This is a genomic window from Candidatus Poribacteria bacterium, assembly GCA_021162805.1.
Lineage (GTDB): Bacteria > Poribacteria > WGA-4E > B28-G17 > B28-G17 > JAGGXZ01.
The window spans coordinates 1-24,914 of the sequence record JAGGXZ010000051.1 but is presented as its reverse complement, the minus strand read 5'-3'; the positions used below and the strand labels follow the sequence as shown (position 1 = coordinate 24,914).

The following is a 24,914-nucleotide window of genomic DNA, read 5'->3' as shown; positions in this document are numbered from 1 at the left end:
CGAGATGAGCAAGTACCTGGGTCCTGTATGTAAGCTCTGCCGTAGGGAGGGAATGAAGCTCTTCCTCAAAGGGCAGAGATGCTTTACCGATAAATGCGCCTTCGAAAGAAGGCCATATCCGCCGGGAGAACACGGGCGGAGAAGTTCCAAGCTCAGCCCCTACGGCATACAGCTCAGAGAAAAACAGAAGGTTAAACGTCTATACGGCGTGCTGGAGAGACAGTTTAAGAAATACTTCAGGATGGCCGAAAAACAAAGGGGCATAACCGGCGAAAACCTGCTGCGGATACTGGAATCGAGATTGGATAATGTGGTTTACAGGATGGGATTCGCATCCTCCAGGCGTGAGGCGAGGCAACTGGTGCATCACGGCCACTTCACCGTCAACGGCAGACGAGTGGATATCCCCTCCTATCTGGTAAAGGCAGGGGATGTGATCGAGGTGGCACCGAAGAGCAAACAGGTGGAGAGGATACTCAATGCCATCGATATGGCCCAGCAGAGAGGTGTGCCGGAATGGATCGACGTGGACTACGATCAGATGAAGGGCACGATCAGAGCGCTGCCGACGAGAGACCAGATATCCGAGGACATCCAAGAACAACTGATAGTCGAGCTCTACTCGAAATAAGGGGGGATAGACCTTGAAGATACGAAAGGTTGAACTGACGAAACCGGAACGCCTCTTTACAGAGCGCGAAACATATGGTCACCGCTACGCCAAGTTCATAGCCGAACCTCTGGAAAGGGGGTTCGGAATAACGCTTGGCAACGCGATGCGCAGGGTGCTCCTATCCTCCCTGAAAGGGGCTGCCATCACCTCAGTCAGAATAGACGGGGTACTGCACGAGTTCTCAACCATACCGGGCGTCGTGGAGGATGTGACACAGATAGTTTTAAATCTCAAGCAAGTTAGATTCAGATGCTATACTGATGACCCGATCATACTTACCCTAGAAGCCGAGGGTGAGGGCGAAGTTACGGCGGCCGATATAAAGCCGAGCGACCTTGCTGAGGTTATTAACCCCGACCAACATATAGCTACTCTCGGCGAAGAGGGACGACTGTACATGGAGATGGAGGTGGCAACCGGTCGAGGATATATCCCATACGATCTCATAAAGGAGATCGATCACCCGCCTGGTGTCATACCGATAGACGCCATATTTTCGCCCGTGCGGAAGGTCAACTTCAAGGTCGAGGAGACCAGGGTTGGGCAGATGACCAATTACGACAGATTGATCCTTGAGGTGTGGACGGATGGAAGTATAACGCCTAAAGAGGCGATTATTAACGCCGCAGGAATCCTACAGGACTACCTTCAGCTCTTCATCGACTTCACCGAAGAGGTCGAGGTTGAAGAACCGGTGCTGGATGAGAAGACCGAGAAACTAAAAGAGCTGCTCAGCAAGCCCGTATCTGAGCTGGATCTATCCGTCAGAGCGGCGAATTGTCTGGAGGCCGCTAATATCATAACTATAGGTGACCTCATCACTAGGTCTGAATCCGAGATGCTGAAGTTCCGAAACTTCGGCAAGAAATCGCTCCAAGAGATCAAAGAGGTGCTCTCCCGCATGGGACTCACACTGGGAATGAGAATCGACAAGAACGGAAACCTGATACCACCTCCAAAGGAGAAGGGTAAAAAGGAGAAAGGCGATGAGACACAGGAAGGATCACAGGAAGCTGGGGAGAACGACGAGTCATAGAAGAGCCCTGCTGGCCAACCAAGCCGTTGCCCTTTTCAGACACGAGAGGATCAAAACGACGGAGGCTAAATGCAAGGAGCTGAGGAGAGTTGCTGAGAAGCTCATAACTTTGGCCAAGAAGAACACCCTCCATTCCCGAAGGCTCGCCGCCAAATGGATAAGGGATAAGGAGGTGCTCAGAAAGCTTTTCGATGAGATAGGGCCGAGGTATATGGACAGGAACGGCGGATATACCAGAATCGTCAAGATCGGACCACGTTTCAAAGATGCGGCTCCGATGGCCTATATCGAGCTTGTCTGAGTCTGCGGAGGGCGTAGTGCTTTACGCCCTCCACCGAAGCAGATCATCCTCTCCCGCCAGCCTGAATTTAAACTGACCGCTTGCCTTATGAGGAATTTAGTGGTATTCTTATCCAAACAACAGCTCGGGAGACATATATGCCTGATCAGTGGACCGCATTTATATCCCTATCACTTATCTTTCTGCTTCCTGTAAGGCTCAATGCCGATAAATCCCCCTTCAGGGATATCGGATTCCCGAATTGTGAGAAGAGCATCTACAAGGTCCGAGAAGACGGTGAAACGATCATCAGCTCGCACATTATCTCCAGGGAAATTCGTGGAGATAGACCGGTTTATGTAATCAGAACCGATCTGATGGAGATGTTCCTCTCGTGCGACGATATGAGACCTATCAGGATAAATAAGAGGAAGGATAGCGGGAAGGGGCTGGAATTTTCGATAATATACAAGCCGAAACGAGTTCACTTCATCTATCCGGGCCCTAAACGAAACAAGGTCATGAAAATCCCGGATGACAGCTATGACCTCAACACGATGCTGGAAGTTATGAGGTGTTACCCGTTTGAGAGGGACAAGATTAAATTCACCCTCGTTACGCCCGATCATGTGCTTAAAGCCTATGCCAAGATAAAAGGCCTAGAGAAGGTGAACTCCCCGATCGGTCGGGTTGAGTGTTACCTCATAGAGGGAGGTATCGCCGGAATCATGGGCAGGATAATCAGGACTAAATTCCTGTTCTGGATCGAAAGGGAGTTCCCACACAGGTTGATTAAATTCCGGGATAACGAAAGGGAGATAACGTTGGTGGGATATGAAAGGCCATAGGTTTTCGGCGATGACACTAGCGATCTTAATCCTCATGATTTTCGGGGCCGAACCGGTTCGGCCTCAGAACGTCGGCATCACCGACTATAAAACCCCAATCAGCAGGGCACAGAGTTTCTTCATCGATTTCAACTCCAGCTATAGCATGAAGGGCGAGAGGATAAACTCAAGAAGGGGAAACCTCGAACTTACATATAGACGTTTCTACGATTCAATACCGTTTGGCTATTCGATAGACGCTATAGGATCTCTCTCCCTAGAGGGAGAGGAGAAGGAGGGAACTAAGGTTGACTATCTCTCGGACGCCGGTTTCAGAATCAAAAAATATATCGAGGGCGATGCGTTCAGTTCTCTGAACCTGCACCAGTCATATCTCAAATCATACGACAGACCTGCCGTTGATCTTACGGCGAGTCTGGGATATGGACGATTTATGAACGCCACGGCTTTGGCGAAGGCCGTTCGGATAGAGGATCTCCTGATGGAGGAAGGTGTCATATCAGGCAGGATGCCCAGGGAGAACATACTGGACCTGGCAAAGGTCATCGACAGGGAACGGGAGTATAGGGAGAAATTCGGACCGATCTACAGGGAGAGATGGTATGAGGATATGGAGGGAATCATACGAGATTCAGGCAAGCTCACCCAGGAACATATCAGCGCGATAGGCGTTTTAAGGATGCAGGAGGTTCTCACGAGGGAGAGGATCACCGATAGGTTATACGGCTGGGACCTAAGCGTGGGGGTGAAACAGGAGCTTATGATGCCGCGAAAGGAGACCAAACGCCCAGCGCCCGCTTTAGATCTGACGGTTCGATACGCACGGCCGCTGGGATGGAGGATAATGTGGAGCGAGGAAATGGTGGTCAACTCCCCTTTCGGCCCGCATTTTCTCGATGAGTATAAGGTGGCTCTCACGAGCCTCTTCGCCTATGAAATAGCCAATAGGATCAGCTTGAATATCAATCACCTCTTGAATCTAAACAGGTTTTATCCCGAGGGAAAACTGGCCCTTAATAATCTCCTCAATGTCATCTTCATCTTTTATATAGAGAATAAGCTGAACCTCGTTCTGAGCGAGAAAATAAGCAAACCCGAAAATGAGAAGATCAAAACGGCTTTCGCCATGACGTTAAACTATAGAATCTTCTGAGGGACGGTTATGAATAGGTCAAAATTATATCTTTTTCCGCTTCTCGTGATGGTGATTCTGACCGCCGTCATAGGGGCCAAGGCGCAGAACCTGCTGATCACCGATTATTACACCCCTGTCTCTACAGCGGGCAGCTTCCTGATAGGGGCGAATTACAATGTCTCCACCGAAGGAAGCCGCGTGATCACGAATAGAGGCGATATAGGTCTATCGTATAGCAAGTTCTATGAGTCACAGCCCTATGCCCGCTATTTGGACCTCACTTGGAGTGCCTCCAAGACGAAGAAAGGGAACTACTTCAATGTCGATCTCACCTGGAGGGGGAAGAGATACATTCCGAGAGGGGGGCTCTTCTTCGGCTCATCCGCCTTTCACATCCTTTATCTGAAGGGATATGAGAGGCCTTCGCTTGATATGACTTTGGGCATCGGGATCGGTAGGTTCATAAATGTGACGCCACTTGCCAAGGCGGTCAGAATAGAGGATTTCCTACTTTCCTCAGGTCAGCTTTACGACGATCTACCGGCCGAGACTATGATTGATCTGGGGCATATCATAGAGAGACAAAGGGAATATCAGGCTTTATACGGAGAGTCATACAAAAGGATATGGTATGCCGATATGGAAGAGGCGATTCAGCGGTCGGGAATGCTTAAATCGAAGCGCATAAACGCGGCGGGAATATTGAGAATGGACGACGTGTTGTTCAGGGAGAGGTTCTCAGACAGATTCTATGGAGGGGACATAACTCTAGGCATCAAAGCTGAACTTATAACATCGAGATCATCGCTGGCCAGATCAGCTCCGGCAGCCGATATAACCGCCCGTTACTCCTATCCGCTTAGCTGGCGGACGCAGATCAACGAGAGGTTGACGGTGAATACCCCGCTGAGCGGTGGATTCCTCAGATCCTACAGTTTCTCCCTATCGAGCAATTTCTCTTATGAGCTGACCAACCGCGTGGATTTTACCATCCGACATCTTCTATCAAGGGAAAAGCGACACAACGAGGACTTCACTCTGATGCACAATAACTTGGATGTATCCTTCGTATTCTACGTTGAAAACAGAGTCAACTTCACGGTGAACCTACGGTTCGCCAAATCGTCGAACATGAGCATGATTCACACCTTCATGACCACCCTGAATTACCGGATATTTTGATTCTCACCATTCCCATTCGTATGGATGCCAGAGGTTCTCCTCTCCTATACCGAGCTGTTCCAGGATCGGATCGAGCAATTCCAGGCTATCCAGCTCTTTCAACGAATGGGAGTTGCTTCCTATAAGAATTTTGACTCCCTTCTCCAGACACAGTGCGTAAAAGTCCATAAGGTGATTCTGCTTGTATTTGATGAACCTCGGGCTCAGCTCTATTCCGATTCCTCTCTGCGCCGCTATCTCAAGCGTCTCTGCCAGCTCTTTCCAGTTCAACTTCTCCATCATTCGCTTTGAAAACTCAGCCATCTCATCCTTGGACATGCCGAAGACCTGGGGACGAAGGAGGAATGGGTGAACTATGGCATCCGTAGCGGGGTTCTTAACGGCCGCCTGGAAGTTGTAAAACTCGTTTATCGCCAGAAGAGAGGGGGTAATGAGGTTGAAGACCATGTTCAGCGAGTGGTAGTGATTCGGGGCCACGAGGACGAAATCGAACTCCCCCGCCAGCTCGGGCGTAACTGAAACATATCGATACTCCAGTATCTCAGCCTCCACGCCGAAGAGAACCTTCATCGACTTGCTTATCCTCTCCTCCTTCACCATTCGGGAGACGGTCTCCTTGACAGATAGCCTGGCGCGGGATACATTTTTAATGCTGTATTCGAAACCGTAACAGTGATCCGTTAGGGCGATCACCTCCATGCCCTTTTCGCTTTCATGCTCTAATATGTTTTCTATGGACATCTCCTGCGCCGCGCAGGGCGAAAGCCGGGTGTGAATATGATAATCAAGCTTAAACATCTCTATCACTCCATCCTCGTTCTCGCGCTTGTTTTTTCATTAACGTTTTTGCTCCCTTTAGGTTCACCTTCGTCCGACGACGTTGATCGCAAATTGCTCAAAGCGATCGAATCGAAAACCGGGTTCGCCCCGGCGGATTATCTGTTCGGGTCTATCGCCCTCTCGACCCCCTTTATAGAAGGTGGTGTAACCCTCAAGCTTCTGAGGGATGATGACGGCCTACCGCTGGCCTCATCGCTGCTTCTCACCCAGATCACCTGCCTGTCTATAAAGTATATAATCGACAGGCCAAGGCCAAACATCAGGAGGTATAAACCCAGGCTTTGGAACACCAGGATAACTCCTTCTTTCCCCTCCGGTCACACGGCCTCCTCCTTTGCCTTCGCCACCTTCATCTCCAGCAGATATCCGAGATATCGACCTTACCTCTGGCTTTATGCGTGTCTGTCGGGATTCTCTCAGATATATGTCGGCAACCATTACCCAAGCGACGTACTTGTCGGAGCCCTGCTGGGCTACGCGGTCGCCAGAATCACGAACGGCCTTTTCGAACGGTTCCGATAAGACCCTCATGCCCTTTCCCATTACAATTTGAATTATAACACAGGACAGAGATGAAAATCAAAAGGATTGCCAAGAGGTCAGAGGCGGTTACCTTGAAATATAATGGGAATTAGTATCCCCTGTGCTAATAACCCCTCAACAGGCAGATCTATCAAAGCTATCATCCACTCTGCAAAGCTGAAGGAGCTGTCACCGACATAGCCGATATAACCGAGTTTGCCCACGCTACGGGTTGGGGAGGTATCTGTGTCTATGTTCTATCCCATATCGCATCGCCTCATCTAGGAATGCCCTGATATTCTCAAAAGGCGTTCCGGCGACTATGCCGTTTCCAGCCGCTATGCACATCCCGCCCTCGGGACGGTCGAATAGGTCGATCAGATAGCGAACTTCCTCTCGAACCCCTTCGGGGTTCCTCTCCTGGAGTATATGCTGCACGTCGATGCCCACGAGGAAGGAGAGACGATCACCGAACTTACGGGCAACGGAAACTTCATCCATCGTTCCCTTCTGAACGGGGTGGAACACATCAACTCCCACCTCGATCAGATCTTCGAGGACTTCCGTATTATTTCCGCAGCTATGCAGCCACCAGTGAACCCCGTGTTTTTTCAGCAGAGCGCCGACCCTAGCGTAGTATGGTTTGCGTCTGATGGCCCAGATCGTCGCTTGTCCAGAATCCATCCGGTTTGAGCTCGCGCACGGCCCTCTCAATATACCTGCAGTATTGATTGCAGAGAGCATCATGGAGCCGGTGAACCTCCTCCGGATTGAGGTAGTAGTCCATCAACAGATTCGTCATCCCTCGAAGACCCCACGGCCTTTCGAAGAAAAGGGTCCACCATCCGAACATGAGATATCGGTTCTGCGCTCTGATTTTCTCCGCAAGTTCGGCCATGCCGTCGAACTGCGGATCTTCCTCAGGATCGGTCATCTTATCTATGAACTCATCCAGCTTCGCCCAATCATCGATCACACATCTCGAGTCATGGGCTCCCCCGGAGGATATCTTCCAGGAGAGGTTCATCCTATTTATATCAACGGGGTTTATCCAGATCGTTACGGTGTCTTCCGGGTATTTATCAAGCTCCCTCAAGCGATCGCCGTATTGTTCCCTGAGACCTTCACCCCACCATTTCGCCCTGACGAGAGGGATTCGGGCAGGATATTTCCTCTCCACCGCCTTGATTACCTCCTCGCGGCTGAGCGGTTTCCAAAGATCGTCCTCATGTTCGATCATATTCATCCCTCCTCCCTGATCCGTAGAGGAATCCCCAGAACGGTGAAAAGCAAAATAGAGATTATAAATACGCCGGATATTCCGAAATGATCGGCAAAGAATCCCATGACCGGCCCCACCACCATGGCTGCAAGTGCGCTCAGCTGTGATTCCACCGATAGAACAGTAGCCCGTTGTTTCCTCTCCATAAACGCTCCCAGGTATGAGACCAGCATCGGTCGGCGGGCGTTCTCGACGAAGGCCAGCATGAGGAAGGCCAGGACGGCGAGGTATCGAAGGTCAAACCTTAACGCCAGGAAGGCCATGAATGATATGAGCAGGAGAGAGAAGTAGGTCCAATTCAAAGCGCTCTTTGAACCGCCAAGCCACCTCTGAACCACATATGCTCTGCGGGAGGCCTGTGAGTTGGCTAAATAGAGGATCGAATAGACTATACCGATCGCCACTGCGGTGGCCTGTTGTTCGGTCGCCCCCGGGAAAAATCTCACCAGAAACGGCAGGAGCACCACCGAGCTGGCCTTCAGAACAGGCTGCAGGTAGTCCTTGGCAACCTTGTAAATTCCCTTGTCCAGGGAGCTGTTAAGCAGTGCAATACGCAATGGTTTTACGCTCCAACAGTTCCTGAAGGAGTGAATCGTGAAATCGAATATCGTCCTCAGCGACAGACGCCCTGATCTCTTCCCATCAAGCTCCCTTGGGTAGGAGATCATCAGGCCAAGGTCCAGGACATATGGGATCAAGCTCGCCAGGAAGACGATCCCATAATCTCCCTTGTAGAACACCAATGCCGCCGCAATGACCGTGCTCAGGGCAGAGCCGATCTGTGACCAAGATCGGGTTCGACCGTACACCTCCACCTTTTTGTCCGAAAGCCCGCGCAGATCCAGGTACTCCAGTATCATCGCCTTATGCGTGCCTGATCGCAGGGCATCCCCTATGCCGAAGAGTATTACGGCGGGCAGAAACCATAGGAAACTCCCAGCGGCGTAGTAGAAGAGGAAGCTGAATATATAGGAGAGGAAGGCCGTGATCATCGCCTTACGCCTTCCGATCAGATCGGCCACGATTCCCGTCGGAACTTCCAGGATCATGGCTGTCATCTCCCGAATGCCGATCAGCGTGCCGATCTCCAAAAAGCTCAGCCCCTTTTGCCGCAGGAAAAGGATCAGGAATACCTCGAAGAAGCGGAGGTTCTTCAGGAATCCGTACGCGCAAAAGCGCGGGATCATCAACGTCCACCTGTTTATCCCTCCCATGGAACACCCCGCGGAGTTATATGTGCGCATATTATATATCATCCACCGCCTACCTTCAACCCCTTATGCTAGCTGGTAGGGTCAGGGGTTTTCAACGCTTTTCGCCGGCGCTGTAATTGTAGCGAGTAGCGAGTGGCGAGTAGCGAATAGGGGAGAATCACCACTCGCTACTCGCCATTCGCCGTTCCTCCTTGTGCCTGCCGGGTTTAGGGGGCACGCACAGGGGCGCGCCCCTACCACGCCTGATTATACCAAATCATTGAAAAGCCCCGTGGTCACCTGTTGCTTTGGGAGAGGGCTTGACCTTTCCTGAACCGGTATCTTTGGTGAAGCTCCCCGTCGTTAATCACATTGCAAAGCATCTGGGGAAAGAGTTGCCTTTCAATGAGAACCCGGATTACTTAGGGGTATGGTGAGGGATCATGCGAGTTTCTGGGAATTGACCCGCATCGTAGAAAGCCTGACAAGTTGGGTCTGGCGCCGTCAGGGAGCCGTATACCTCCATCGCCATCGCCCTGCAACCTCCCTGACACCTGTTTTTCAGGATGCACTTGCTACAGATGCCTTCGAGCTTATCGGGTATGCTCTCCCGCGCTTCCCTAAGGAGATCGTTCTCCCTCCAAAGGCTTTCCAAATCCACATCTTTGATGTTTCCCATGATCCATCTCGGCTCCGAGTAACCGAAACCACAGAAGGTAATGCTCCCATCGGCAAGCACGGAGAGCAAATTTTTAAAAGGACAGATTGGAATACCTCCTTTTATGAGGAAGCTAACGGGTTTAAGGGAACATGGATATGTGAAAAGCACATTGATGCCGTATTTATCCTGCCATTCCCCTTCGGATTTCTCAAGGAGCTCGATCAGTTCATCTCTTGAGAGCAGCAGACCTTTTCGGGCCAAGTCCTTGCCTCGACCGAGCTCATTCACCGGGTTTATCTTGAACCGCTTAACGCCCAGCTCTGAACATAGCTTCAGAAGCTGCTCTATCTGATCCATGTTCTCCTTGTATAAAGCCATGATTACCAGAGGTTCCAGATTGCGCTCGATGAGGATTTTAAGACCTTTAAGCGCCATTTTGAAGGCACCTTTCCTACCTCGGAACCTGTCGTGTATTTCAGCTTCAGCCGCATCTATGCTGACGCTTACAGGGACGTTGTTTGAGCGGAACAGATCTGCGAACTCCTCGTTTATGAGAGTGCCATTGGTCTCGATGGATATGCCGATCTTCTTGGAACTCAGGAATTCGATCAACTCAGGCAGTCTTTTCCACAGCAGCGGTTCCCCTCCCGTTATCTTCACTCCTGAAAGTCCGAGCGGGACAGCTTGTTCTATGAAACGTTTGTAATCCTCCAAGCTTACGCTCCCCTCGACCGGTTCATCGGTGAAGGTGGGGGTGACCCAACAGTGTTGACAGGCTAGGTTACATTTATCCGTGATATAGAGGTATAGGGAGGATAGGGTGGGAATTCCTTCTTCTCGCTCGGGTTGTTCGCCTTCTTCCCTGGGAGGAGTCTCACCTGAGATCAACCCGTTCTGGGCGAGGAAGTCGAGGAAAGCGATTGAGTCCTTGAACATCTCGCTCTCTTTGCCGAACCTCTTGGCGAGGGCTTCTTCAAGTTCCTCCCTTGTGATGGAACCATCGCACAGCTTCCACAGGATCAGACCTGCTTTGTTTACAGCGTAGGCGCTTTCAGATCGAGGATCATAGAGTATAGCACCGTTCTCCTCCTCAAGCAGGATGACCTCGGGATTTCTCTCCAGTCTCATCTACTTCCTCCTCTTCAGAGAAGTTCAGATCCTCAATCAGCTCATCTCTAGCGCTTTTAAACTCCTTTATCGCTTTACCGAGGGATCTGCCCACTTCAGGCAGTTTTTTCGTGCCAAATAACATCAGCACGGCGAAGAGGATAATCATTATCTCTGACCATCCGATGCTTCCCACTGAATTTACCTCCTTACTGTTAAGTTAAGCGCCCTCCCCAGGATCGAGGAGGGCACCTTCATCTCCCCAGTTTTTCTTTTCAACTCCCCACGTTGCAAGTGCCTACGGCGCAGGCGGAGCCATATCTGGCGCCAGAATTACATGTTGGAGGATCCTTAGAAGTATCACCTGTGTTACACGTATAGGTAACAAATCCCGTATTGCAGCTTCCCGTTGCGCAAATCGCTTCAGGTTCAATATCTCCGCCGACGAGTTTTCTCGCTTTCGGCGCCTCACCTGCATCGGCCAGCGCTGAAAGTCCTAAAGCCAATCCCGCTCCGAAGAGAGGTATCTTCTTTAGGAATTCTCTCCTTCCCGCTTCTTCAGCCTCCATCTTACCTCACCTCCTTCCCTTTGTAGGGGGGATAGAACTTCAAAAACTCTCTCTGTGTCTCCCTCATCTTCTCTCGTTCTTTCTCGAGCCACTCCAGCGTCTCCCTCATCTTCTCTCGTTCTTTCTCGAGCCACTCCTGCGTCCTCCGATTCTTCTCCCATTCTTTCTCGAGCCACTCCTGCGTCCTCCGAACCTTCTCATCTATCCTTCGGAGCTTCTCATCTTCTTTCATAACCCGCTCAAACATCTTTTGTGAGATCTTTTGTGAGACTTCCAAGCCAAGTTCCGAGCCAAGTATTCCCTTTTCTTCCAATTCCTTTAATCCTTGCAATATTTGACCGGGGCCAATTTTCCCTTCTCTTTCCAATTCCTCTAAAGCTTCCAGTATCGGGTTGAAGATGATTATCTTCCCTTCCTTCAGATTGACGGTGCCAACTACCTTTCCTTCTTTCTCCAGATCCTTTAACAGTTGACCAAGGCTCTTCCCTTTCTCCAGATCCTTTAATATCTGGTTGAGGTCAACTGTCCTGTTCCTCAGTTCCTTCACATCTACATCAGCTCGGTTGGGTATAGGGATCTGGGCTAAACACCCAACCAAAAAGAGGATAAAAATGTTCTTCATCTTCCCTCCCTCCTTTTTAAGACAAGGGGCCTGAACTTGTATTCAGGCCCCTATTCTTTGTTCAGTACCCGGCATTACAGGTACCTGCATTACATACGATTCTGTATCGAGGATCGTAGTATCCTGAATTACAGGTCCCCGCATTGCAAACGACTGCTTGAGGCTCCACCCTTTCACCCGCAAGCTTCCTCGCTTTCGGCGTCTCGTCTGTCTCAGCCAGAGCGGAGAGCCCCAAGGCTAATCCTGCTCCAAATAGGGGGATCTTCTTCAGGAAATCCCTCCTTCCAATCCCCTTAACCTTTTCTTTATTGTCTTCTCCTCCGGGGATATCCTTACTAACCCAATCGGCTGAAGCTAGGATTTGACCGGAACTAACTATTTTCTTTTCCATTTTGCCCACTCCCATTTTCAACTCTCATCCAGATCTATCCCCTCTGATCTTTCTTTACAGTGTTTTTTCACCATCTCTTTTACCCTTCTGTATATCTTTTGATCGGGATTTATCCTCTTCTTTCTTGATCTTTGCGAAAGATGCTCTTTTATCATTCTCATCGTTTCCCTTTGCAATTCTTGATCATGTCTTCTTATATCTATCATAAGCCTAAGCCCTCCTTAAGACTTCCAGCCTCGCTTAATAAATCATTTCGGAAATCTTCACTCTCCAGTGTTACATGTTATGCTTCCATCGTTACAATCTCCAATATTGCAAGCTACCACTCCTTGGTTACAGATCCCACCTCCATAGTTACAGATAGTTAATGGTTTAACATCCCAGCCAGCAATCTTTCTAGCTTTCGGCGTCTCGTCTGTCTCAGCCAGAGCGGAGAGCCCCAAGGCTAATCCTGCTCCAAATAGGGGGATCTTCTTCAGGAAATCCCTCCTTCCTCCCTTTTCAGCTCCCATCTTGATTCACCTCCTTTTTGGTTTCTAAAACTCCATATTTCATCATCCACATTATCTGAAAAATTACGATCTCCGATGGAACACCATGGGTTTCCTTTATCATATCCGCTATCTCTCCAATCCTCACCCATCTATCGATCTCACCGAGCTTAGTTACCACTTCTTCCATCACACCCGGATCAAGCAGAGCTTTCATCTCAGCGTAGAATTCAACAGTTTTGGATTCCCCTCTGAGAAGCTCCTTACCGCTTTCGGTCAGCTTTATCTCGCTCTCCTCATCCAGAACCTCTGTGGGATAATGGTTAAAAACCCTGAAATACTGGGGTTCAAACGATAGCACCCTTTTAATCTCTCTCCCCCTTCGTTTGGCCTCCCCTTTCAACTCCATCCACAGCTCCTCATATCGCTTTACAACCCCTTTCCAATCGTAGTTTGTCACAACGTGTTCCCTGGCTTTCTCACCCATCCTTGATCTGAGATCTGGATTCTCAACGAGCGCTAGCAGATATTCCTCCATCCTCCCCAGATCCACGCACACCGATTGACCGAGGTACAGATGATTAATGAGCCACGATGTGAGTGGAGCGACGGGAGATATCATTCTATCACATCTCGCCCAATACGTTGGAACTTTGAAACCGGTCTCGCCGTGAATCACCAGCTCCTTATATCCGTTCCAATCCGAAACCACCACCGGAAGTCCAGAGGCCATCGCCTCTATTACCACAAGGCCGAAACTCTCCTGGATACTATCGCTCGGTGCGATGAACACGTCGCTGGCGGAATAGAGGAGAAGCAGGCTTGTCATAGATGGGTTCAGCTTGAAGATAACTTTGTCGGCTACACCGAGCTCACCGGCGAGTGTCTTGACCTTGGCACCATATCTGTGTTTGTCATCTCCAGCGAGGACCAAGACCGTATCCGGATGTTTTTCTGCAACCTTTTTAAAGACGATCAGAAGGGGGAAGAGATCTGCCTTATCATAAGCGGAAAACCTCCCAACCCAAAGGATTATAAGCTTATCCTGAGGCAACTCGATTTGAGTCCTTGCATCGGATTTATCCCTAGGTCGATAAAGCGATGTGTCAACGCCAAGAGGGATAAGATCCAATCTCCCTTCATATCGAGCTTCAATTCCCAACATGGTGAGTCTTTCCGATATGAACTCCAGGAGCTCCTGTAAGGCCTTCTTCTGAGATGAGCTCGTACATATAATCGAATCGAAAGGTCGAGCGTTTAGAACGTTGAACATTAGGTCGTTAAGGACAAAATGGTAACTTATCGTATGGGCAGTTCCGGTCAACGGGATAGCTGATCCCCTTGCTAAGGAGGAAAGTTTTCCTAAAAACGGATTACCAGAGTGAAAAGCGAGATAATCGATATCTTTCATGAGAATCGGAAGGGAGGTGATATTCTTAGAGATTAACTTAAACCCTTCTCTATCTACCTTGATAAGCTCCTTGATCTCTTTTTCAGCCTTCGTCAGGGAGAGCGAATCGTAAAATAGGTGAACCTCACCGAGGGAACTATGTTTCAGAAGGGCTTTCAAAAATCTATTATTGGCGATATTCGCCCCGTATATCGATGAAGACGTCACATTTAGAAAAGCCCCTAATGGAGACAATACCAGTTACCCCTTAACTGGTATAGGCTATCAAGCTTCCATAAGATCAGATCTAATTTGTCCTCAGTAATATAAAAAATAGCATATCACTCCCCCCTTGTCAAGTGGAGGATCTACCCTCCCAGGACTTCTCAAAAACTTTTGAAGAATGTAGATGGGGAAAGGCTTAGATGGCATAAGTGATTCAGAGGAAATTCGTGCTCTAATCTGTCGCGAATTTGCTCAAAAACCCTTATGCTGCCTAGATTTTCCTCATCTTACGCTCCATGAACTTTTGAGAAGTCCTGTGTTGGAAGCCAAAAGCTTGACACCTAACTTATATTCCACTATCCTTAAACTGTTCGATGCCTGAGTCCGTCAAATCTTGTAAGTCATTTGTCGGAAAATCCGTCACTCCCCGGCCTGTAAGGTGGCTTGAATTTAAGTTTAGGGAGGTAAGGTTATGAAAATGAGAATCGGAATCATGTGTTCGACCTTGCTGATATTATCGCTTCTTATAGGATGCGCTAAAAAGGAGATGCTGAGGAAACCTGAATGGGTGAGCGATTTTCAGGATGTCTATTTCTCCGATTCAAGAAACGGATGGATTGTCGGCACGAACGGGCTCATATTGGTGAGCCATGACGGGGGTAAGACCTGGACAAAACAGGAGAGCGGAACGGATAAAGATCTTATGGCTGTGGCCTTCCCAAGTCCTAAGAGGGGATGGGTTGCGGGAAGTTGGGGAACGGTGCTTAAAACCGATAGTTCCGGCCGGGCATGGCATTTTCAGAAGATCGGAGATGCCACATATACCGGATTGGCCTTCCCCGATGCCAAACGGGGGTGGATCGTGAGTGAAACCCACATAATCCATACCCCGGACGGCGGAAAAAGCTGGGAGAAGCAGGCTCAAGGCACGGGGTTTCCGCTTTATGATGTTCACTTCATCTCGCCGAGGGAAGGATGGGCCTCCGGTGATTTCGGCAGGGTGCTTCACACAAGCGACGGTGGCAAGAGGTGGGAGGGATATGATAAGGGACTCACAGCCCAGCAGTTGAGGGCGATCTTCTTCACGGATTCGGATCACGGATGGGCGGCGGGGATCGATGCCACGATGTTTCACACCTCCGATGGCGGTAAAACATGGCAACCGCAGGAAACGAACCTGCCTAGGATGCCCGGCAGTCATCACAGATGGACCATAAACGACCTGCATTTCATCAATTCCAAAACCGGATGGCTCGCCGCCGATGGGGGTTATCTCTGCAGCACAGAGGACGGCGGGAAAACGTGGAAGCTCCATCATCCCGGCCCCATGAACGATCTGAGAGGGGTATGGATGATAGATAAACGAACCATCATAGCCGTCGGAATCCATAGCACTATCCTGCGAACGGAAGATGGAGGTAAAACCTGGGTGACGATAAGCAGTAAGGGAGCGGAAAACGCCAAGACGGGAGGGACAGAGTTCTCCGCCCCGCTTTCAGGAGTCAGGATCTCCCCCGGAGGTAAAGGATGGGCGGTGGGAAGAAGGGGAATGATCTTCCGAACGGAAGACGGCGGCAAAACTTGGAGAAGGCAGAACCCGGCGGGGATGGTCAGCGGTTTCGATGCCCTGGAGATGCTTGACGCCAGGAAAGCATGGGCTGTGGGGGACGCGGGAACTATACTGCATACCGAGGACGGAGGGGAAACCTGGCAGGTACAGAAATTCAACGATTGGATGGGCCTACATGACGTTCAGTTTATCAACGATAAAACCGGCTGGGCCATAGGAGAGCTGGGCGGGATCTTCCACACGGAGGACGGCGGCAAAAACTGGTATCCCCTTCGATCGTTCAGATGGGAATCCCTCAGAAGCCTCTACTTCATAGACAGATATGAGGGCTGGGTCGTCGGTTGGCCGGGCGTCATACTTCACACGCGGGACGGCGGTATGACATGGGAGAAACAACGGAGCGGGGTATATTGCGAGCTGAAGAGCGTGTATTTCGTGGACGATAAATTCGGCTGGATCGCTGGGCAGTACGGAACCATCCTCCACACCGAGGATGGGGGCAAGACATGGCTTAGACAGAGAAGCGGAACGCGGAATGATCTCAATAAGGTCTATTTCGTCAACCGACTGGCCGGCATCGCCGTCGGCGATAGGGGAACTATCATCTTCACCCTCGACGGCGGTCGCACCTGGATGCGATATAAAAGCGGAACGGATGAGGATCTGCTTGACGTGACACCCGGCGAGAATAGCCTCGTAATCTCCGGTGAAAACGGAAGTATCATACGGTACTCCAATCCCGATCTGACCGTCAAGATACCTGAGAAACCCTGGGATACACGTCAGGAAAGCCCTATCGAGACCGTCAGCGGAATGTGGAAGATCGTCCATGAGGGAGGGCCGGATCTGCTGGCAATAGAGTTCGTGGACGAACAACACGGATGGGCGATCGGCGATGATGGGACCATACTGCGCACCAATAACGGCGGCAGAAGTTGGGGAAGCCATAGAGTGGGTTATCCGCTAGTGGGATTTCACTTCATCTCCCGGGAAATCGGATTCGCCATAGCTGAAGACGGAACCTATCTTACCACGACCGATGGCGGGGTGAGCTGGCAGGTTCAAAATGAGAGGCATAAACCTTACAGGATGGCCTATGATGAGGAAGCAAGGCCGATCCGCGTTCCCTATAGGCTGAACAGGGCTTTCTTCCCCCTCTCAAGTGAGGGATGGGCGGTCGGGGAGGCCGGCGGGATAATCCATAACGTGGACGGCGGGCCGCGGTGGACGGGGCAAGGATCGGAAAGCGGATGGAACCTGAACGGCCTCTTCTTCCTGGATAACCGGCGCGGCTGGATAGTCGGCGGAGGCGGAACCGTGCTCAAGACGATCAACGACGGCAGGGTATGGCTGAGCCAGGAGAGCGGCACGGGCATCGACCTATACGGGGTTTTCTTCACCGATCCGGATTACGGCTGGGCGGTCGGAGATTACGGGTTGATACTACACACCGAAAACGGAGGTAAAAGCTGGGAAGGGCAGCGAAGCGGAGTAAGGGTGAAACTGCGCACCGTCCTGTTCCTCGATCATAACAACGGTTGGGTGGCCGGAGATAAAGGCGTGATACTCAGCACCGAAAACGGGGGGGGAAGGTGGCGCAGGGAGGAATCCGGCACCCCATCGAACCTGCACCACCTGTGGACGGACGGCAAGCGGATCTGGGCTGTGGGGGAGAACGGCACGATCCTATTGCACAGATGAGACCGCTTTAACCGAGAAACTCCTCGCATCTCCGAGCTATCTCGATGAAAGCCCGGACGGCTGGTGAGTCGGGAGCTTTATCGAAAGGCGAAAGGCCTTCGTCCGAAAGCTCGACTATCTTCGGATCGATCGGGATCCTTCCGAGGAAATCGACCCCCATCTCTTCAGCAGCCCTTTCACCGCCTCCAACCTTGAAAAGATCTATCCTATTGCCACAGTGAGGACATATCAGACCGCTCATGTTTTCCACAATCCCTACGACAGGCATGTTCAGTTTTCTGGCGAAGTTAACCGCCTTGCGCGAATCCAGAAGCGCCACATCCTGTGGTGTGGTCACGATAATCGCCCCATCTATCCCTTCCATCGACTGTGCGACCGATAGTGCTTCATCTCCCGTTCCAGGTGGCAGGTCTATCACCAGATACCTGATATCTCCCCAGTCCGTATCGGTGAAGAATTGATTTATGGCCTTGCTTTTAAGCGGCCCGCGCCATATCACAGGTGTATCCTCATCCGGTAGCACGAAGCTCATCGACACGAGTTTTATTCGGCCGACCTGAATGGGGATCATCCTTCCCTCCTCGGAAAGCCTGAGCGCTCCCGACACCCCTAGCATTTTAGGTGCGTTCGGCCCGCTTATATCGGCATCCAATAGCCCCACCTCCTCCTTCTGAGCGAGGGCACGGGCGAGATTTACAGCCACAGTGGTTTTCCCAACCCCTCCCTTGCCGCTGAGAACCGCCAGCTTGAACATGCTTATCCTCCTGAGATATCGTCTCAAATTATTTTACCTTAATCTCCTCTGGAAATGCAACCGGGAGATTTCTGAATTTCTGAGGCAGGGCCTTTCAATGATTGTATGATTTAGTATACTATCACAAAGACCACCAGGAAGGAGGTGAGAAAGATGCTCGTGGCGGGCCGATATGTCCATCCCAATACCTTATTCGCCAGGCTGTCCAAAATAACCGACTACCGCTTAACAAGATATTATCACTGCTTATCCTAGCATCAGTCTGCGGTGAGAGATCGCTAAGAGGGATGTGGCTTTGGGCGGTGAACAGATGGGAGGAGGTTAGAGAGATAATGGAACTTCCCCCACGCCCACCGGCACTGAGCAAACATCTCCCGGCAAATCAAAGCCATGAAGAGACGGCGGATATCACCTCAGCTCTGATGAAGGCTTTAAGCGGATATCCTTCAGGAAGGTCTGGCATCCAAGGGGAATCCTCAGCAGGGCGGCTATGCTGGAAGGCTGGCAGAGACTCTGAAAGAGGAGGTTTATCTGAACGAGTTATAAGGATATAGAAGATGCAAGGAGAAGGAAAGGTTGTTTCCTGGAAGAGGTCCACATGAAAAAGAGAACTCGCTTCTCGCAGGAGTATCTAGCCCTTTTTAAGTTCGAGAGGAGCTAGAGAAAAACCTTAGCTCTCACGGGGTAAGCCCGTTGGAGGATGGGGAACAGGAGAACATGGGCGGATTTCCCCGTTCTCTTGCTCCCCCCGGTAATATGAGCGGAAGTCAATATATCGCCACTAGGGAGGCACCTAGTCCTTCACCTAACTCGATGCTTTTGACCAATTTCTCATCTTTATCCATCACCAGTAGTTTGTCCTTGCCGTCGGGCGACGACCAGGATGGCACGCAGATATACCCATTGCCCTCAAGGTCAAATGCCAATCCGGCTCCTCCCTTGAACTCCTCAAGCGGCGAGCTTAGATCGTGAACAGGGTTTAGAGTGCCGCTCTCAAAGGCCAGAAGTCCTTGAGGCGATGTGACGTAGATCAAGCCGTTAGGCGCCAAAGCAATTCCCCCGGGCGTGGTTCCCAGCTCAACGCTCGTTTTGACCGTGCCGGTGGAGGGATCTATCAGGTAAAGTGCACCGGTCACGTCGGCATAATTGCCCGTGCATAGGACCACGACGTTGCCCTTGGCGTCAAGCATGACCTCAGTCGGATTCAATCCCACGTCCACAGTGCCGATCTCCTCATCCTTGGTGGTGTCTATCACCGATACGGTTCCAGGGCCGTATGTCGTCTGCTGTTTTTGAGGGTCCCACACAGCGGCGGAGTTGCATACGAAGGCCTTATCGCCTGAAACGACCACTCCCCATGGCATCGAACCGACCTCCACCGAACCGACTACCTGCTTGATCGACAGATCCACGACCTTAACGGAATTGGTCCAGTTTGATGTGACATATGCCTTGTTATTATCGGCAAAGGCCAGCTTTTCAGGAGCAGTCGCATCTCCGACGTCTATCAATCCCACATCGGCCTGAGCCTTCAAGTCTATCATCTGGATTGAGTTGTCCATCGTGTTGACCACATAAGCGATACCATCCAGCACTTTGATGTCGTTTGGCGCCTGACCTACCTGAAACACGTCTTTGTTGAGCGTCCCTGTCTGGATGTCATAGACCGAGATGCTCGAGGCGATGGTGTTGAGGATATAGGCTTTAGCACCCTGCTCCTGCGGTCCTTGGGTCGTCTCCTCCCCGCATCCCCATATCATCAGCATAAGCGGGAGGAGCAAAAACGCGATGAGCCTTCTCATCTTTCAAGCTCCCCATTTCGCGTAGTGTGTATTGCCTGACGCGTAGAGCGCATTACGCTTAACGCCCCGCGCTCTACCGATCGATATTCCTGTGTTATGTGCTTCTCCCTCCCGAGGAAACACCTGATCTCCTCGATATCGGACTCCGAGATCAGGCCGGGCACAAGCGTAGTTCTGAACTCCCGTTCGATCCCGCTTTTTCGCAGGATCGAGACGGAGCTCAATATCCTCTCAAAAAGTTTCGGCGTTAGAACTCCGCCGACGGCCTCATTATATCTCTCGAAGCGAAACGGTGCCTTCGCATCCATCGCCACGAAATCCACCCTTCCGGCTCCGATCAACCTATCGAGGACATCCGGGTTCGTGCCATTAGTTTCAAGCTTCACCACATATCCCATGGATTTAACCTCTTTCAGGAACTCGTCCAAATCGATTTGAAGGGTGGGTTCCCCGCCGCTTACGACCAGGGCATCAAGAAGTTTTCTGTTGCGATAGAGGTGCTCCAGCACGATCTCCTCCGGGATCTCCCTTACGCCCTTTGGCTCGATCAGCCTATAGTTATGACAGAAGGGACATCTGAGGTTACATCCGATCGTGAAGATCACAGCGCTTATCATGCCGGGGAACTCTATGAGGCTTTGTCTCTGAAATCCTCCTATCTTCATCTCAGCTTAAAATACCTCCTCATCTTGAACTCGGCCTGTTTGCCGTCGTTCCACTGATCGACGGGACGGAGGTACCCCACGATCCGCGAGTAGACCTCACACTCGGTTTTTCTGCCATCCTCAAGGCATTTGGGACAGAGCTGGTGCTCGCCGAAGATATATCCATGAATCGGGCAGATGCTGAAGGTCGGTGTGATCGTGAAATATGGGATTGAGAAGTTCTCGCAGATCTTGCGAACGAGCCTTCCGATAGACTCAGGCGGAGGAAGCTTTTCGCCGATAAATATGTGAAAAACCGTCCCGCCGGTATATCTCGTTTGAAGCGGCTCCTGAAGCCTTAAAGCCTCAAACAGATCCCCGGTGTATTCCACAGGGAGTTGAGAGGAATTCGTGTAATACGGCTCGGCTCCCTTCGAGACCATCTCCTCGTTCGCCACGATGATGTCCGGGAACCGTTTCTTATCTATTCTGGCCAGCCGATAGCTGGCTCCCTCGGCAGGGGTGGCCTCCAGATTGTATATGTTTCCCGTCTCCTCTTGGAACTGTGAGAGCCTCTCGCGCATGTGATCCAGGACCTTGATGGCGAACTTCCACCCCACCTCTGTGCCGATATCCCTGCCGAACAGGTTCAGGCAGCACTCGTTCATCCCGACCAGTCCTATGGTGGAGAAGTGATTCTTCCAGTACTGACCGAAGGCCGATCTGATCCCGCGGAGATAAAATCTCGAGTACGGATAGAGCCCCTTCTCGGTGAGGTTCTCTAGGACCTCCCTTTTGATCTCCAAGCTTTCTTTAGCTAGATACATCAGTTGATCGAGTCGGCTGAAGAACTCCTCCTCGTTCCGTGACAGATATCCCAGTCTCGGCATGTTGATGGTGACGACGCCTATCGAGCCGGTGAGCGGGTTGGCGCCGAACAGCCCTCCGCCTCGTCTGCGAAGCTCGCGGTTGTCGATCCTGAGTCGACAGCACATCGAGCGGACGTCCTCAGGGCTCATGTCGGAGCTGATAAAGTTGCTGAAATAAGGGATGCCGTATTTAGCGGTCATACGCCAGATCTTCTCGTGTCGTGGGTTCTCCCAGTCGAAATCCGGTGTGATGTTGTAGGTGGGTATGGGAAAGGTGAAAGCGCGCTTATCAGCATCGCCCTCCAGCATCACCTCAGCGAAGGCCTCGTTGAATATGTCGACCTCCTCCTGGAACTCACCATAGGTCGTATCGAGAACCTTTCCACCCACGACAACCGGTTCTCCGCGCATGAAATCGGGAACCTTCAGGTCTAAGGTGCAATTGCTGAAAGGAGTCTGGAAACCCACGCGCGTCGGTACATTGAGGTTGAAGATAAACTCCTGCAGCGCCTGTTTTACCGCTTTGTAATCGAGCTTGTCGATTCGGATGAAAGGAGCCAGGAGCGTGTCGAGGTTGGAGACGGCCTGGGCGCCCGCCGCCTCGCCCTGCAGCGTATAGAGGAAGTTGACGAGCTGTCCGAGGGCCGAGCGGAAGTGTTTGGGAGGGCTGCTGCTGATCTTGCCCCTAACGCCCTTGAACCCCGAAAGCAGGAGATCCCGAAGATCCCATCCGACGCAGTTGTGATTCCACATGCCGTTCACGACAAGTGTACCGCTTTCCGTGGTTATGTCGTAAATCATATCATCGGGTATCTCCACAGGATCGTTGTTTATCACTTTATGCCATTCATCCTTATCTTCATCATGCCAAGCCTTCATTGACAATCCGGCCTTCCTATATTTCTCTGACGGCAAATCCACATCGATCTTCCTAAAGGAAACCCCATATAAAGGATACCGCTGTATTATCTCCCCCCCTTTATATATTCTGGTGTTCCCTTGCCCTTCAACGGCGCGATCGCGCGGGACAAAGCCTAAAAGTTCCATCACTACGGACATCTGTTCCAGGAGAGTTCTAGAGGAAGTTCGTACAGAGAGGGTCGTGTTACAGGTATTAATACTTCCATCACCGTCTATCAGACCTCCTATAACCCCCTTAACAAAAGGCAAAGCATATCGCAATATGTCCGCTGGAAGGGTTTTATAGCGGGACTTCGGTTGGATCAGGAAGATCCTGTCGAAAAGGAATCTGAGGAAGGGATTTTTAACGCACAGTTCATATCTTCCGTCATTCCGTTTCGTGATACAGCCGAAGATCCTGTTCTCCAGCAGTCCTTGGTTGGCTCGAAGTAGAGGTTCTCTTTCCACCTGTGAGATGGTGATTCTCTCCGAGCTTCCGACGTCATATGAGAGGAAACCCTCAGCAATGGCGAAACCGACGAAATAACCGAATTTCTCCGTGAGGTTGATATAACGGGGAGCGGAGAAAGTCAAAGTATGGAGTATCCCATCCTGAGAAGTATCTTCATCTATCTCCTCGATCGGAACGCCATTAAAGTAGACCTTATCGCCCTCCCAATTGTGTTCCCGGATCAACGAGAGAAGATCTAAGGTTTTAATCGAGAAGAGGTCCTCATGTGATAGCAGACGGGTGAGGTCTACGGTAAACAGCTTATCATTATAGCCCACATCTAATGCTCGCTTTTCACCCCTTTCTGTTATCATTGGATGGTTATCGGTCACTATTACACTCCGCCCTCCACGGTTTTTGATAAAGCGCATGGAGCGATCCTTCCTCTTGCTGACAACCCGTAAAACTTTGGTCCATCCCCCTTTGTCGAGCACATATAGATCATCCTTGGGATATTTCACGTATGCCCTATCGGCTTCATTAAGGGGGAGAGGAGGCTTCGGGATCATATCGTAGAGCTGCTTGAAGGAGAGAAGTTTAACCTCGCCATGGATTTTGGCGACCACCACCTCATGTCCATAATAGGTGTATGGCCCAAGTATTCCAAGGTCATGGATATGCAGGTCGCCGCTGAGGTGGGCCTCCCTTATCTCCGGCGGATAGATCCTCTCAAGCCAATACTGAGAGGCGATGACGGAGGAGACGTGGAAGTTCAGTCCCTGCAGCGAGTAAGTCATGTTCGAGTTCTCCCTTACGCGCCAGTCAGCCCTATCGATGTAGTTGTCTATCAGCTCGATATTTGAGAAGAGCTCCCTGACCTTCCTTATCTCCTCGTGTTGTCTTCTGTAGAGGATATAGGCTTTAGCGGTTTTATAGTGACCGTTTTCGACCAGAACCTTTTCGACCACATCCTGGACCTGCTCGACGGTTGGTATCTCACCGGGTTTGAGCTTCTCCTCCAGGATCGATACGACCTGGCGAGCCAGATGACAGGCGAGATCGTAATCCTCCCCTCCGACCGCCCTCGCGGCCTTAAAGATGGCGTTGGCGATCCTGGAGATATCGAAGTTGACGACCCTACCGTCCCTCTTGATGATTTTTTCGACAGCCATATCGCCTACCTCTGAAATGACCTTAGATTCCAGGCATTAAACCCCTAGATTCGGGGTTTACCACAAGGATGTGCTACACCAAACCTTTCCACCGCTCAGGCGAGAAAGAGAACAGGGAAGACAAAAAAGATCCCCGACCTTCCAGAGGAAAGTGCCGGAGAATAAGATCTATCCCCTCACAGCCTTCCCTCGAAAGCCGTGAGAGCCACCGACGCAGGCAGGTCTCCTGACTTACGGCAACCTCCTCCCGCCTTCCCAGCGACCTTAGGACCGCCAGTGGCCTCATGGAAGGAGGTTAACGCCGATCACAGTGGCGGGGCCGTGGCGGAATCTCACCGCTCTTCCCTATTCTCCGGGTCGAAACCTCACCCGGCACCTGCGCCTGAGCGTTCTCTATATTCCAAACCTTCAGCGATCGAAAATATAGTATACCATATCCGATGGGGGAAAGGCAAATAGATAGTGCATACGTATCTCCCAGGACTTCTCAAAAGTTCATGGGGCGTGAGATGAGGAAAATCTAGGCAGCATAAGGGTTTTTGAGCAAATTCGCGATAGATTAGAGCGCGAATTTCCTCTGAATCACTTATGCCATCTAAGCCTT

General features: G+C 50.9%; 24 protein-coding genes and 1 riboswitch. Of the genes, 8 read left to right on the top strand and 16 right to left on the bottom strand.

All coding sequences use genetic code 11. From position 1 onward, the window contains the following. The first annotated feature begins 4 nt into the window (after positions 1-4). The 6 genes from rpsD (at position 5) to J7M22_03810 (ending at position 5,154) form a co-directional block, all read left to right on the top strand. A complete protein-coding gene (rpsD, locus tag J7M22_03835; GenBank protein MCD6505737.1) occupies positions 5-631 on the top strand; it encodes a 30S ribosomal protein S4 in 627 nt (208 codons plus the stop codon). A 13-nt stretch (positions 632-644) separates the two neighbouring features. Then, complete coding sequence (locus J7M22_03830; protein MCD6505736.1) at positions 645-1,709, top strand: DNA-directed RNA polymerase subunit alpha; 1,065 nt, start codon at positions 645-647, stop codon at positions 1,707-1,709. Further along, positions 1,660-2,010 (top strand): 50S ribosomal protein L17, encoded by a 351-nt coding sequence (gene rplQ, locus J7M22_03825; GenBank protein MCD6505735.1) that lies wholly within the window; start codon positions 1,660-1,662, stop codon positions 2,008-2,010. The genes J7M22_03830 and rplQ overlap by 50 nt, the downstream gene beginning before the upstream one ends. A gap of 137 nt (positions 2,011-2,147) precedes the next feature. Beyond that, positions 2,148-2,837: a hypothetical protein gene (locus J7M22_03820; GenBank protein ID MCD6505734.1), complete on the top strand. Its 690-nt coding sequence runs from the start codon at positions 2,148-2,150 to the stop codon at positions 2,835-2,837. Then, positions 2,824-3,990 (top strand): hypothetical protein, encoded by a 1,167-nt coding sequence (locus J7M22_03815; protein ID MCD6505733.1) that lies wholly within the window; start codon positions 2,824-2,826, stop codon positions 3,988-3,990. The genes J7M22_03820 and J7M22_03815 overlap by 14 nt, the downstream gene beginning before the upstream one ends. A 9-nt stretch (positions 3,991-3,999) precedes the next feature. After that, complete coding sequence (locus J7M22_03810; GenBank protein ID MCD6505732.1) at positions 4,000-5,154, top strand: hypothetical protein; 1,155 nt, start codon at positions 4,000-4,002, stop codon at positions 5,152-5,154. Between the two features lie 3 nt (positions 5,155-5,157). Here the strand turns inward: J7M22_03810 and J7M22_03805 are convergent, their stop codons facing one another. Further along, complete coding sequence (locus tag J7M22_03805) at positions 5,158-5,952, bottom strand: PHP domain-containing protein (protein MCD6505731.1); 795 nt, start codon at positions 5,950-5,952, stop codon at positions 5,158-5,160. Positions 5,953-6,045: 93 nt separating this feature from the next. Between J7M22_03805 and J7M22_03800 the strand changes: the two genes are divergently transcribed. Beyond that, complete coding sequence (locus J7M22_03800; protein ID MCD6505730.1) at positions 6,046-6,516, top strand: phosphatase PAP2 family protein; 471 nt, start codon at positions 6,046-6,048, stop codon at positions 6,514-6,516. Positions 6,517-6,741: 225 nt separating this feature from the next. On the opposite strand, the gene J7M22_03795 is transcribed toward J7M22_03800, so the two are convergent. The 11 genes from J7M22_03795 to J7M22_03745 all read right to left on the bottom strand — a co-directional run bounded on the left by J7M22_03795 (position 6,742) and on the right by J7M22_03745 (position 13,997). Continuing rightward, entirely contained in the window at positions 6,742-7,200 is a 459-nt protein-coding gene (locus J7M22_03795) for a hypothetical protein (GenBank protein ID MCD6505729.1), read from the bottom strand. Further along, a complete protein-coding gene (locus tag J7M22_03790; protein ID MCD6505728.1) occupies positions 7,145-7,756 on the bottom strand; it encodes a hypothetical protein in 612 nt (203 codons plus the stop codon). Before J7M22_03790 ends, J7M22_03795 begins: the two co-directional genes overlap by 56 nt. Positions 7,757-7,758: 2 nt before the next feature. Further along, positions 7,759-9,012, bottom strand: a complete 1,254-nt coding sequence (locus J7M22_03785) for an MFS transporter (protein ID MCD6505727.1) — start codon at positions 9,010-9,012, stop codon at positions 7,759-7,761. Positions 9,013-9,409: 397 nt separating this feature from the next. Continuing rightward, positions 9,410-10,780 (bottom strand): PqqD family peptide modification chaperone, encoded by a 1,371-nt coding sequence (locus J7M22_03780; GenBank protein MCD6505726.1) that lies wholly within the window; start codon positions 10,778-10,780, stop codon positions 9,410-9,412. Further along, the gene (locus tag J7M22_03775) at positions 10,743-10,955 is read right to left on the bottom strand and encodes a twin-arginine translocase TatA/TatE family subunit (GenBank protein MCD6505725.1); all 213 of its coding nucleotides are present in this window, start codon (positions 10,953-10,955) and stop codon (positions 10,743-10,745) included. The genes J7M22_03780 and J7M22_03775 overlap by 38 nt, the downstream gene beginning before the upstream one ends. A 79-nt stretch (positions 10,956-11,034) precedes the next feature. After that, positions 11,035-11,328, bottom strand: coding sequence for a hypothetical protein (locus tag J7M22_03770; protein MCD6505724.1), 294 nt, complete (start codon positions 11,326-11,328; stop codon positions 11,035-11,037). Between the two features lies 1 nt (position 11,329). Next, positions 11,330-11,950, bottom strand: a complete 621-nt coding sequence (locus tag J7M22_03765) for a hypothetical protein (GenBank protein ID MCD6505723.1) — start codon at positions 11,948-11,950, stop codon at positions 11,330-11,332. A gap of 61 nt (positions 11,951-12,011) precedes the next feature. Continuing rightward, entirely contained in the window at positions 12,012-12,341 is a 330-nt protein-coding gene (locus J7M22_03760; GenBank protein ID MCD6505722.1) for a hypothetical protein, read from the bottom strand. A gap of 17 nt (positions 12,342-12,358) precedes the next feature. Continuing rightward, positions 12,359-12,547 carry a hypothetical protein gene (locus tag J7M22_03755; protein MCD6505721.1) on the bottom strand — a complete coding sequence of 63 codons (189 nt, stop codon included), beginning with the start codon at positions 12,545-12,547 and terminating at the stop codon, positions 12,359-12,361. A gap of 57 nt (positions 12,548-12,604) precedes the next feature. After that, positions 12,605-12,853, bottom strand: coding sequence for a hypothetical protein (locus J7M22_03750; protein MCD6505720.1), 249 nt, complete (start codon positions 12,851-12,853; stop codon positions 12,605-12,607). Beyond that, complete coding sequence (locus J7M22_03745; protein ID MCD6505719.1) at positions 12,843-13,997, bottom strand: glycosyltransferase family 4 protein; 1,155 nt, start codon at positions 13,995-13,997, stop codon at positions 12,843-12,845. Before J7M22_03745 ends, J7M22_03750 begins: the two co-directional genes overlap by 11 nt. Before the next feature lie 922 nt (positions 13,998-14,919). On the opposite strand from J7M22_03745, the gene J7M22_03740 reads away from it, so the two are divergent. Continuing rightward, positions 14,920-17,718 (top strand): hypothetical protein, encoded by a 2,799-nt coding sequence (locus tag J7M22_03740; GenBank protein ID MCD6505718.1) that lies wholly within the window; start codon positions 14,920-14,922, stop codon positions 17,716-17,718. A 7-nt stretch (positions 17,719-17,725) separates the two neighbouring features. Here the strand turns inward: J7M22_03740 and J7M22_03735 are convergent, their stop codons facing one another. From J7M22_03735 to J7M22_03720, 4 genes are all read right to left on the bottom strand, one after another. After that, a complete protein-coding gene (locus J7M22_03735) occupies positions 17,726-18,472 on the bottom strand; it encodes an Mrp/NBP35 family ATP-binding protein (protein MCD6505717.1) in 747 nt (248 codons plus the stop codon). A 767-nt stretch (positions 18,473-19,239) separates the two neighbouring features. Beyond that, positions 19,240-20,274 (bottom strand): hypothetical protein, encoded by a 1,035-nt coding sequence (locus tag J7M22_03730; GenBank protein ID MCD6505716.1) that lies wholly within the window; start codon positions 20,272-20,274, stop codon positions 19,240-19,242. Beyond that, the gene (locus tag J7M22_03725) at positions 20,271-20,939 is read right to left on the bottom strand and encodes an anaerobic ribonucleoside-triphosphate reductase activating protein (protein MCD6505715.1); all 669 of its coding nucleotides are present in this window, start codon (positions 20,937-20,939) and stop codon (positions 20,271-20,273) included. Before J7M22_03725 ends, J7M22_03730 begins: the two co-directional genes overlap by 4 nt. Next, entirely contained in the window at positions 20,936-24,310 is a 3,375-nt protein-coding gene (locus J7M22_03720) for a ribonucleoside triphosphate reductase (protein MCD6505714.1), read from the bottom strand. The genes J7M22_03725 and J7M22_03720 overlap by 4 nt, the downstream gene beginning before the upstream one ends. A gap of 198 nt (positions 24,311-24,508) precedes the next feature. Beyond that, positions 24,509-24,705: riboswitch (cobalamin riboswitch) on the bottom strand. Positions 24,706-24,914 lie beyond the last annotated feature (209 nt).

Coding starts and splice junctions, on each gene's coding strand:
- J7M22_03770 (MCD6505724.1), bottom strand. CDS start 11,328: ATGGAGGCTGAAGAAGCGGGAAGGAGAGAATTCCTAAAGAAGATACCT.
- J7M22_03730 (MCD6505716.1), bottom strand. CDS start 20,274: ATGAGAAGGCTCATCGCGTTTTTGCTCCTCCCGCTTATGCTGATGATA.
- J7M22_03790 (MCD6505728.1), bottom strand. CDS start 7,756: ATGATCGAACATGAGGACGATCTTTGGAAACCGCTCAGCCGCGAGGAG.
- J7M22_03720 (MCD6505714.1), bottom strand. CDS start 24,310: ATGGCTGTCGAAAAAATCATCAAGAGGGACGGTAGGGTCGTCAACTTC.
- rpsD (MCD6505737.1), top strand. CDS start 5: ATGAGCAAGTACCTGGGTCCTGTATGTAAGCTCTGCCGTAGGGAGGGA.
- J7M22_03755 (MCD6505721.1), bottom strand. CDS start 12,547: ATGATAGATATAAGAAGACATGATCAAGAATTGCAAAGGGAAACGATG.
- J7M22_03750 (MCD6505720.1), bottom strand. CDS start 12,853: ATGGGAGCTGAAAAGGGAGGAAGGAGGGATTTCCTGAAGAAGATCCCC.
- J7M22_03765 (MCD6505723.1), bottom strand. CDS start 11,950: ATGAAGAACATTTTTATCCTCTTTTTGGTTGGGTGTTTAGCCCAGATC.
- J7M22_03760 (MCD6505722.1), bottom strand. CDS start 12,341: ATGGAAAAGAAAATAGTTAGTTCCGGTCAAATCCTAGCTTCAGCCGAT.
- J7M22_03805 (MCD6505731.1), bottom strand. CDS start 5,952: ATGTTTAAGCTTGATTATCATATTCACACCCGGCTTTCGCCCTGCGCG.
- J7M22_03795 (MCD6505729.1), bottom strand. CDS start 7,200: ATGGATTCTGGACAAGCGACGATCTGGGCCATCAGACGCAAACCATAC.
- J7M22_03815 (MCD6505733.1), top strand. CDS start 2,824: ATGAAAGGCCATAGGTTTTCGGCGATGACACTAGCGATCTTAATCCTC.
- J7M22_03725 (MCD6505715.1), bottom strand. CDS start 20,939: ATGAAGATAGGAGGATTTCAGAGACAAAGCCTCATAGAGTTCCCCGGC.
- J7M22_03820 (MCD6505734.1), top strand. CDS start 2,148: ATGCCTGATCAGTGGACCGCATTTATATCCCTATCACTTATCTTTCTG.
- J7M22_03780 (MCD6505726.1), bottom strand. CDS start 10,780: ATGAGACTGGAGAGAAATCCCGAGGTCATCCTGCTTGAGGAGGAGAAC.
- J7M22_03740 (MCD6505718.1), top strand. CDS start 14,920: ATGAAAATGAGAATCGGAATCATGTGTTCGACCTTGCTGATATTATCG.
- J7M22_03785 (MCD6505727.1), bottom strand. CDS start 9,012: ATGGGAGGGATAAACAGGTGGACGTTGATGATCCCGCGCTTTTGCGCG.
- rplQ (MCD6505735.1), top strand. CDS start 1,660: ATGAGACACAGGAAGGATCACAGGAAGCTGGGGAGAACGACGAGTCAT.
- J7M22_03735 (MCD6505717.1), bottom strand. CDS start 18,472: ATGTTCAAGCTGGCGGTTCTCAGCGGCAAGGGAGGGGTTGGGAAAACC.
- J7M22_03810 (MCD6505732.1), top strand. CDS start 4,000: ATGAATAGGTCAAAATTATATCTTTTTCCGCTTCTCGTGATGGTGATT.
- J7M22_03745 (MCD6505719.1), bottom strand. CDS start 13,997: ATGTTGGGAATTGAAGCTCGATATGAAGGGAGATTGGATCTTATCCCT.